The sequence below is a fragment of the Methylorubrum salsuginis genome (assembly GCF_900114375.1).
In the GTDB taxonomy this organism is placed as follows: Bacteria; Pseudomonadota; Alphaproteobacteria; order Rhizobiales; family Beijerinckiaceae; genus Methylobacterium; species Methylobacterium salsuginis.
In genome coordinates, this window is sequence record NZ_FOSV01000014.1 from 122932 (window position 1) to 129539 (window position 6608).

Consider the following 6608-nt stretch of genomic DNA (forward strand, 5'->3'; position numbering starts at 1 on the left):
CCGAGATCGGCGAACAGGCTTGCGGGTCGGCGCTGGTGGCATCGGAGAGGGTCGAGTGCGCACAGGCTGGTAGCGCCGCTGAGCTGGGCGAAGATCAGGGCGGGGAGGTGGCCCCGACGCCGAAGCTTTTGTCGTAGGCCTCGGCTCGGGTCTGCGCCACGCACCGCTCGAAGGCGGGACGATCGGTGACTGCAATCAGTTGCCGGAAGATGATGGGCAGAGAGGGCATGCTCCGGACCTGTCTTCTGTGTTTCGATGACCAGAAAACAGCCGCCTCGCGGCTTGGCTCCAGAGCATGCCCTCTCACAAACGCTACGCTTCAGTTCCCCGAACAGCCCTGCGAAGGCAGGGAGAGAGGGGATGACACGGGAGCAAATCAGTCCTTCTCGGGCGCGATCTGCTCCAGGCCGCCGATGTGGCGCTGGGCGTAGAGCGGCAGGCCGATCTGGCCGATGAGATCGAGCTGCGTCTCGAGGAAGTCGATATGGCCTTCCTCGTCGGCGGCCAGTTCCTCGAACAGGATCTTGGTGACGCGGTCGTTGATCGAGTCGCAGTACTTGGCGGCCTCGAGATAGAGCGCGCGGGCCTCGTTCTCGGCCGCGAGATCGCACTCGATGATCTCCTGGACGTTCTGCCCGATCTTCAGCGGGTCGAGTTCCTGGAGGTTCGGGAAGCCGTCGAGGAAAAGGATCCGATCGATGAACTTATCCGCGTGGTTCATCTCCTCGATCGATTCCTTGCGCCAGAACTTGGCGAGGTCGACGTAGCCCCAGTCGTTCAGCAGGCGGAAATGGAGCCAGTACTGGCTGACCGCGGTCAGCTCGCTGCGCAGGCCCCGGTTCAGATATTCGATGACCTTCGCGTCGCCCTTCATCGGCCCTTACTCCTCAAGCTGCGAGGCGTCGGGACGATCGATCGATCCGTCTCAGGCAGCGACGCCCTCGGGCTCCCTTGTAGTTTGGAACGATCCCAAACTGCAAGACGCTTCACAGCTTGTGGTGCAGGCATGGGCCGCATGGCTGTGCCCGGCGTGATTCTCCGCCTCGGCGAGGGCGTTGCGCAGGATGCCGCGGATGGTGCGGGCGCAGCGCCCGCATTTCGCGCTGCATCCGAGGCAGCCATAGACCTGGGCCGGCGTTCGCGGACAGCCGGGGCCCGGCTGAAGGCACGCACGGACCTGTCCGTCGGAGAGGACGTTGCAAGAGCAGACGATCATGAGGGGATCGCGAACCTGTCGTGCCTGTCGAGAAAGCCGCGGGGGACGGCCCGCGCCTTGAGCCCTCCCGATCATCCCATCCCGCAGCGTCGCCGGAACCCGGCTTTCGAACGCCCGTAGATTAGAATGATTGAAAAGTTCAAGCTTTTCAGCACTTTAGCCGGCACGCACCGCCTTGGCAACTCCCCATGCGCGCAATCGAACGTGGCACGAGCCATCGTCCCGGCGGCCGCCACGAAGCGGCCGCAACCATGGCGATGCGCTTCGAGAGAGTGCGATCAAGGACTTGGCGGACGCGGCTGAGGCGACGCTTCGGCCGCGCTGCCTCAATGCGCCATCAGCACCGGCATCCGGGCCTGCGACAGGATGTGACTCGTCGGCCCCCCGAAAATCATCTGGCGCAGGCGGCTTTGGGTGTAGGCGCCCTTGATCAGGAGGTCGCAGCCGACGCTTTCGGCGGTGTCGAGGTAGAGTTCGCCCGGCGTCCGGCGCCCGGCGAGCAATTCCTTGTGCGAGGCCTCGATGCCCTCCGCGGCGAGCGAGCGGGCCACGTCCTCGGCGCTCGGGCCCGGCACCATGCCACCCTCGGCGCTGAGCACGAGGATGCGCCGGGCGCGGCGCAGGAACGGCATGGCGAAGGCGATGGCGCGGGCCGTCTCGGTCGAGCCGTTCCAGGCGATCAGGATCGATTCGCCGAGGCAGTCCGGGGCCTCGGGCGGGGCCAGGATGATCGGGCGCCCGCTCTCGAACAGGGCAGTCTCGAAGGTGGTCATGCGCGGCGCGCCGTCCTCCGGTCCCGGCCGCCCAACGATGGTGGCCGCGAACAGGCGGGCATATTGGCCGAGGAAGGCGTCGCCTGGCGGCACGTCCGGCCGCCAGCGGTAGCGCGGGCCGGCAGCGGCGGCGGCATCCGGCGAGCAGGCGGCGCCGACTTCGCGGCGCGGCAGGCCGGCGGCCTCCATGGCGGCGACGAAGCGGGCGCCGGCATCCTGCGCCTCGGCTTGGTCGGCCTCCTCGTCGCGCAACCAGGTCATGCCGCCGACCATGTCGACGGGGACGTATTCGGCGAGCGCGGGACGCAAGGCGATGCCCTCGATGACACTGCCGAAGCGGCGCGCCACCAGCAAGGCGGTCGCGAACACGGAGGGCAACGCATCGTGCAGAGCGACCGGAACGAGCAGGGTCTTCATGGCCGGCCTCCTCGAACCTCTTTTTTAAGACTTCGCGGCGCGGGCCGCGGGAAGGGCGGAGGCTAGATCGAATCGGCGTCTTGGAAAACCGGTCCCGTCACCGCCGTCCCCGGTCGATCCGCCCGGGGGGGCGGCGTTTTCCACCGGTGCGGTTTCGAGGCGGGCGGGCGAGCCGCCGCGTCGTGAGGCCAATGTGGTGAACGACGGACAAGCTTGACCGTTCTGAAAAGTCTTCGTTCCGAAGAATTCAATCTCAGGGAACCATGCCGGGAGAATGCGGTTGACCGGGCGAAGTCGATGTCGCGGCCTCGACCGGTTCCACCGGTCTGTGAGGCCGTGACCCATGTCGATTGATCCAATCAGAGGTCCAGTATGCTGAAGAAATACGCTGTTGCGTCCGCCCTCGTCGCCGTCATGGCCACGCCGGCCTTCGCCCAGAGCATGGGCGATTTCCGCATGGACGCGCTGCAGGCCAACTCGTTCGAGATCCAGTCCAGCCAGATCGCCCTGCAGAAGAGCCGTAACCCGGCGGTGCGCGCCTTCGCCAAGGAAGCGATCCGTGACCACCATGCGGCGGCCGTGGCGCTGACCGGCGGCGGGCGCGACGCTGTCGCCGGCGGCATCGGTGGGCCGATCGGCGGCCTGATCGAGGCTCCGTTGCAGGTGGCGGGCGGCGCGGTCGGCGCGGCCACGGGTGCGGCGGCCGGCGTCGTCGGCGGCACGCTCCAGGGCGGCCCGGTCGGCGGCCTCGAGGGTGCCGGTGCGGGCGCGGCTCGCGGCGCGGCGGCCGGTTCGCGCGCCTTCGACGTCGACACCACCGCGGGCACCGGCCTCGGCGGTCGCCTGAACCCGCAGCAGCAGCAGATGCTCGCCGAGCTGTCCGCCACCCCGGCCGGCCCGCAATTCGACCGGCTCTACGGCCGCCAGCAGGCGATGTCGCACCAGATGTCGCTGCAGATGCATCAGGCTTACGCCCAGTCCGGCCCGAACCCGGCCCTGCGGACCTATGCCCAGCAGGCGGTGCCGGTGCTCCAGCAGCATTACGCGATGGCCCAGCGTCTGCCGGGCGCCCGCTGAGCCAAGCGACGCGCGGGACCATGAAAGAGCGGCGGGCCGAAAGGCCCGCCGCTCCTTTTCGTGTTCGACACTTTTGGCAAATCCGGGCGGCGGATCGGCTCCGCCGCCCGGACGATCAGCTCAGCTGCAATGGATCAGCGCCGAGGGGTTCAGGCTCTGGCCGTCGCGGGCGACGACGGACTGGAACTCGCCGGTCTTCGGATCGCGGACGCGCAGTTCGCCGGTGGCGATGCCGAAATGCGCGCCGTGCAGGTGCAGCTCGCCGGCCTCGACGGCCTTGCGCACGAAGTCGAAGGTCATCAGGTTCTCGAGGCTCTGGCCGATCATCGCGTATTCGAGGCGGGTGAGGTAACCCTCCTTGTCCTTATGGTCGCCCGCATCCGCGAGCTTCCGCTTGGCCGGCTCGACCAGCGAGACCCAGTTGCCGATGTAGTTGCCGCTCGACAGCGGATCGGAGCCCATGCCGGCCGCCTTGATGCCGCCGCAGGTGGCGTGACCCATCACGACGATGTGTTTCACCTTGAGGGCCACCACCGCGAATTCGAGCGCCGAGGACGTGCCGTGATGGCTCTCGCCCTTGTTGTCCTCCGCGGGCGGGACGATGTTGGCGACGTTGCGGATCGTGAAGATCTGGCCGGGGCCGGTGTCGAAGATCACCTCCGGGGCGACGCGGCTGTCGCAGCAGCCGATCAGCAGCACTTCCGGCTGCTGGCCGGCGCCCAGAGCCTCGTACTTGCGCCGCTCGTTCGGCAGCCGCTCGCCGAGGAAGGTCTTGTAGCCTTCCGTCAGAACCTCAGGAAACATCGTGTCGCTCTCCGGTTATGGTCAGGTGCGGCGATGCCCCTGCGGCTCCCGATCGACCTTCGAAGCGTCGGATGTCGGGCTGTCCGCGGGCACGCGCCGCCTTCGGGCGGGAATGACCTCGTGACCGGTGGCGTCACCGGTCGCAACGTCACGCTTAGCGCCAGTGTAAACGTACAGGCGTGCCCGGAACGTCCCCGGAAAGGATTTGTTGCGCCAGTTTCGCGAGTCCGGCGGGCTCGACCCGCTCAGGGCTCGCGGCAAGTGCGTCAAGGCACCACCAGCGCGTGCCGCGGACCGGGTTGTCCTCGGTCTCGGCCAGCCGGCTCGTGTCGATCACGTCGTTCCCGAGCCGGACCATGAAGTAGCGCTCGCGGGCGAAGCGCGGCTTGCGGAACAGGTGGAACGGCCCGTCGCAGACCGCCACCAGCGGTCCCAGTTCCACGTCGGCGACGCCGATCTCCTCCGCGAGTTCGCGGCGGCAGGCCTCCTCATGCGTCTCGCCGGGCTCCAGCCCGCCGCCGGGCATGAACCAGAAGCCGCGCTCGTCCGGCCTGTCCGGATCGATCGGCCGCACGGCCTCGTACTCGATCAGGAGCAGGCGCCCGGCCGGGTCGAACACCAGGGCGCGGGCGATGTCGCGGGTCGGCAGGTCGGAATCGCTCATGCCTCCGGCGTATCAGCAATCCGGCCCCTGTCCGAGACCTTTGGCGGGCGCCCAGATCACCACCGGCAGCCCTTCCGCGTCGTACTCGTGGTCCGGCGGCAGCGGCACGGCACGGCCCTCGGCGATGTCGCGGGCGACGAGGAGGGCCGCCATGGCGTCGAGATGGTCGTCCGCCGCCACGCCCCGCGGGGGCACGGATGCGACGAGAGCCGGCGGCAGGCCGGCGACCGCCAGGAGAAGGCGGCGCTCGGCGCGCCCCGCGGCCTCGCGCTTGCCGGCCTTGAGCGGCCGGTCGCCGTTGAGGCGGAAGAAGGCGACTTCCGGGTGCACCTCATGCACCCGCGTCCGAAGGGTCGGCTCGGCCCGCAGGAGTTCGTCGACCTCCCGGATGTAGCGAACGATGTTCCAGCATTGGAGCGAGGGGGCGAAGGGCGGCTCGGCGTTCTGGCGCGAGAGCGCCTTGGCCGTCTCGTAGTCGGGGGCGTAGACCGCCGCCCGCGGGGGCACCGGGAAGACGCTGGTGCGCTTGGCGCCGAGCAAGGCGCGGGCCGCGTTGTCGGCCGAGCGGCCCTTGTCGCGGATGCGCGCGGGCAGGCCGATCGGCACGTCGATGCCGACGATGTCCGGCGCTTCGGCCGCGTCGAGCACGTCGCGGACGGTGGCGAAGCGGGCCGCGCGCCAGCGTTCGGGATCGTCGCGGTCGATGAGCACGCCGGCCCAGGCACCGCGGCACCCGTCCAGTCCCGCGATCCAGCGCGCCATCGCTTCCCCCCGATTGCCCCACGGCCCGGCTTCGATCAGACTCGAGCCGTTCCCTTCCCCGATACGAGGCCGCCGCGTGCGTGAGGATGCGACGAATCGGTTGTCCGCGCAGGCGCCGCCGAAGGTGGGCTTGCGCCTGCTCGATGCCCGCCTCCCGGGCTGGGGTTTTCCCCGCTGGGGCAGCCCCGGCTCGGCCGGGCTCGATCTCCATGCCTGCCTCGACGCGCCGCTGCTGCTGGAACCGCAGGCACCGCCCGCGCTGATTCCGGCCGGAGTCTCCCTGCGGATCGGCGATCCCGATTGGTGCGGGCTGGTCTATCCGCGCTCCGGGCGGGGCCACCGCGACGGTCTCGTGCTCGGCAACGGCACCGGGGTGATCGACGCCGATTACGAGGGACCGCTGCTGATCTCCGCCTGGAACCGCAATCCGGCGGGCGCGCCGATCCGCATCGAGCCGGGCGAGCGCATCGCGCAGATCGTCTTCACGCGGGTGGTGCGGCCCGAGTTCGAGTGGATCGAGGAGGGGGCCGAGCTCGAGGATCGGGGCGGGCGCAGACCGGGCGGCTTCGGCTCGACCGGGCGGTGATATACCTCTACGCGGATGGAATCCGTGCGTCGGTCTTGCCGATGAGGTGGAAGCGGTCGGTGATGAGGCTGGCCAAGTCGGCCTCGTGCTGGTGCAGGCGCTCGAAGAAGTCATCGAAGTCCTGCTTGAACAAGGCGAACTTGGCGTAAGCCTTGTTGAACAGCACCGTGCGCTTCATGAAGCGCCGGAAGCGCTCGATCAGGTTGAGATTGGGTGCGTAGGACGGCAGATCAACCAGTCGCAGCCGGCAACCGGGCTGGTCGAGCCAAGCCTTCAGTGCGCGCGAGCGATTGTAGCGGGCATTGTCGA

The 6608-nt window shown here is 68.9% G+C and carries 9 protein-coding genes; 2 read left to right on the forward strand and 7 right to left on the reverse strand.

Annotated elements, in window-relative coordinates:
- Positions 1 to 376 precede the first annotated feature (376 nt).
- From bfr to BM140_RS16725, 3 genes are all read right to left on the reverse strand, one after another.
- The gene (gene bfr / locus BM140_RS16715) at positions 377 to 874 is read right to left on the reverse strand and encodes a bacterioferritin (protein ID WP_091948800.1); all 498 of its coding nucleotides are present in this window, start codon (positions 872 to 874) and stop codon (positions 377 to 379) included.
- A 51-nt stretch (positions 875 to 925) separates the two neighbouring features.
- Positions 926 to 1216 carry a (2Fe-2S)-binding protein gene (locus BM140_RS26340; RefSeq protein ID WP_091948804.1) on the reverse strand — a complete coding sequence of 97 codons (291 nt, stop codon included), beginning with the start codon at positions 1214 to 1216 and terminating at the stop codon, positions 926 to 928.
- Positions 1217 to 1542: 326 nt separating this feature from the next.
- On the reverse strand, positions 1543 to 2406 hold the full coding sequence (locus BM140_RS16725; protein WP_091948808.1) for a universal stress protein: 864 nt from the start codon (positions 2404 to 2406) through the stop codon (positions 1543 to 1545).
- A gap of 372 nt (positions 2407 to 2778) precedes the next feature.
- On the opposite strand from BM140_RS16725, the gene BM140_RS16730 reads away from it, so the two are divergent.
- On the forward strand, positions 2779 to 3483 hold the full coding sequence (locus tag BM140_RS16730) for a DUF4142 domain-containing protein (RefSeq protein ID WP_091948811.1): 705 nt from the start codon (positions 2779 to 2781) through the stop codon (positions 3481 to 3483).
- A 120-nt stretch (positions 3484 to 3603) separates the two neighbouring features.
- Here BM140_RS16730 and BM140_RS16735 read toward each other — a convergent pair whose 3' ends face one another.
- The 3 genes from BM140_RS16735 to BM140_RS26350 all read right to left on the reverse strand — a co-directional run bounded on the left by BM140_RS16735 (position 3604) and on the right by BM140_RS26350 (position 5713).
- Positions 3604 to 4287, reverse strand: coding sequence for a carbonic anhydrase (locus BM140_RS16735; protein WP_091948815.1), 684 nt, complete (start codon positions 4285 to 4287; stop codon positions 3604 to 3606).
- A gap of 154 nt (positions 4288 to 4441) precedes the next feature.
- Positions 4442 to 4951 (reverse strand): NUDIX hydrolase, encoded by a 510-nt coding sequence (locus BM140_RS26345; protein ID WP_244535464.1) that lies wholly within the window; start codon positions 4949 to 4951, stop codon positions 4442 to 4444.
- A 12-nt stretch (positions 4952 to 4963) separates the two neighbouring features.
- Entirely contained in the window at positions 4964 to 5713 is a 750-nt protein-coding gene (locus BM140_RS26350) for a DUF429 domain-containing protein (protein WP_244535465.1), read from the reverse strand.
- Between the two features lie 100 nt (positions 5714 to 5813).
- Here BM140_RS26350 and dut point away from each other — a divergent pair, with 100 nt between their 5' ends.
- The gene (gene dut, locus BM140_RS16745; protein WP_244535466.1) at positions 5814 to 6299 is read left to right on the forward strand and encodes a dUTP diphosphatase; all 486 of its coding nucleotides are present in this window, start codon (positions 5814 to 5816) and stop codon (positions 6297 to 6299) included.
- Between the two features lie 7 nt (positions 6300 to 6306).
- Here dut and BM140_RS16750 read toward each other — a convergent pair.
- A partial coding sequence (locus BM140_RS16750) for a transposase (RefSeq protein WP_207549471.1) occupies positions 6307 to 6608 on the reverse strand: 302 nt, incomplete at its 5' end.

Excerpts from the sequence above, each read along its gene's own strand:
- BM140_RS16730 (WP_091948811.1), top strand. The coding sequence starts at position 2,779 with ATGCTGAAGAAATACGCTGTTGCGTCCGCCCTCGTCGCCGTCATGGCC.
- BM140_RS26350 (WP_244535465.1), bottom strand. The coding sequence starts at position 5,713 with ATGGCGCGCTGGATCGCGGGACTGGACGGGTGCCGCGGTGCCTGGGCC.
- bfr (WP_091948800.1), bottom strand. The coding sequence starts at position 874 with ATGAAGGGCGACGCGAAGGTCATCGAATATCTGAACCGGGGCCTGCGC.
- BM140_RS16735 (WP_091948815.1), bottom strand. The coding sequence starts at position 4,287 with ATGTTTCCTGAGGTTCTGACGGAAGGCTACAAGACCTTCCTCGGCGAG.
- BM140_RS16725 (WP_091948808.1), bottom strand. The coding sequence starts at position 2,406 with ATGAAGACCCTGCTCGTTCCGGTCGCTCTGCACGATGCGTTGCCCTCC.
- BM140_RS26345 (WP_244535464.1), bottom strand. The coding sequence starts at position 4,951 with ATGAGCGATTCCGACCTGCCGACCCGCGACATCGCCCGCGCCCTGGTG.
- BM140_RS26340 (WP_091948804.1), bottom strand. The coding sequence starts at position 1,216 with ATGATCGTCTGCTCTTGCAACGTCCTCTCCGACGGACAGGTCCGTGCG.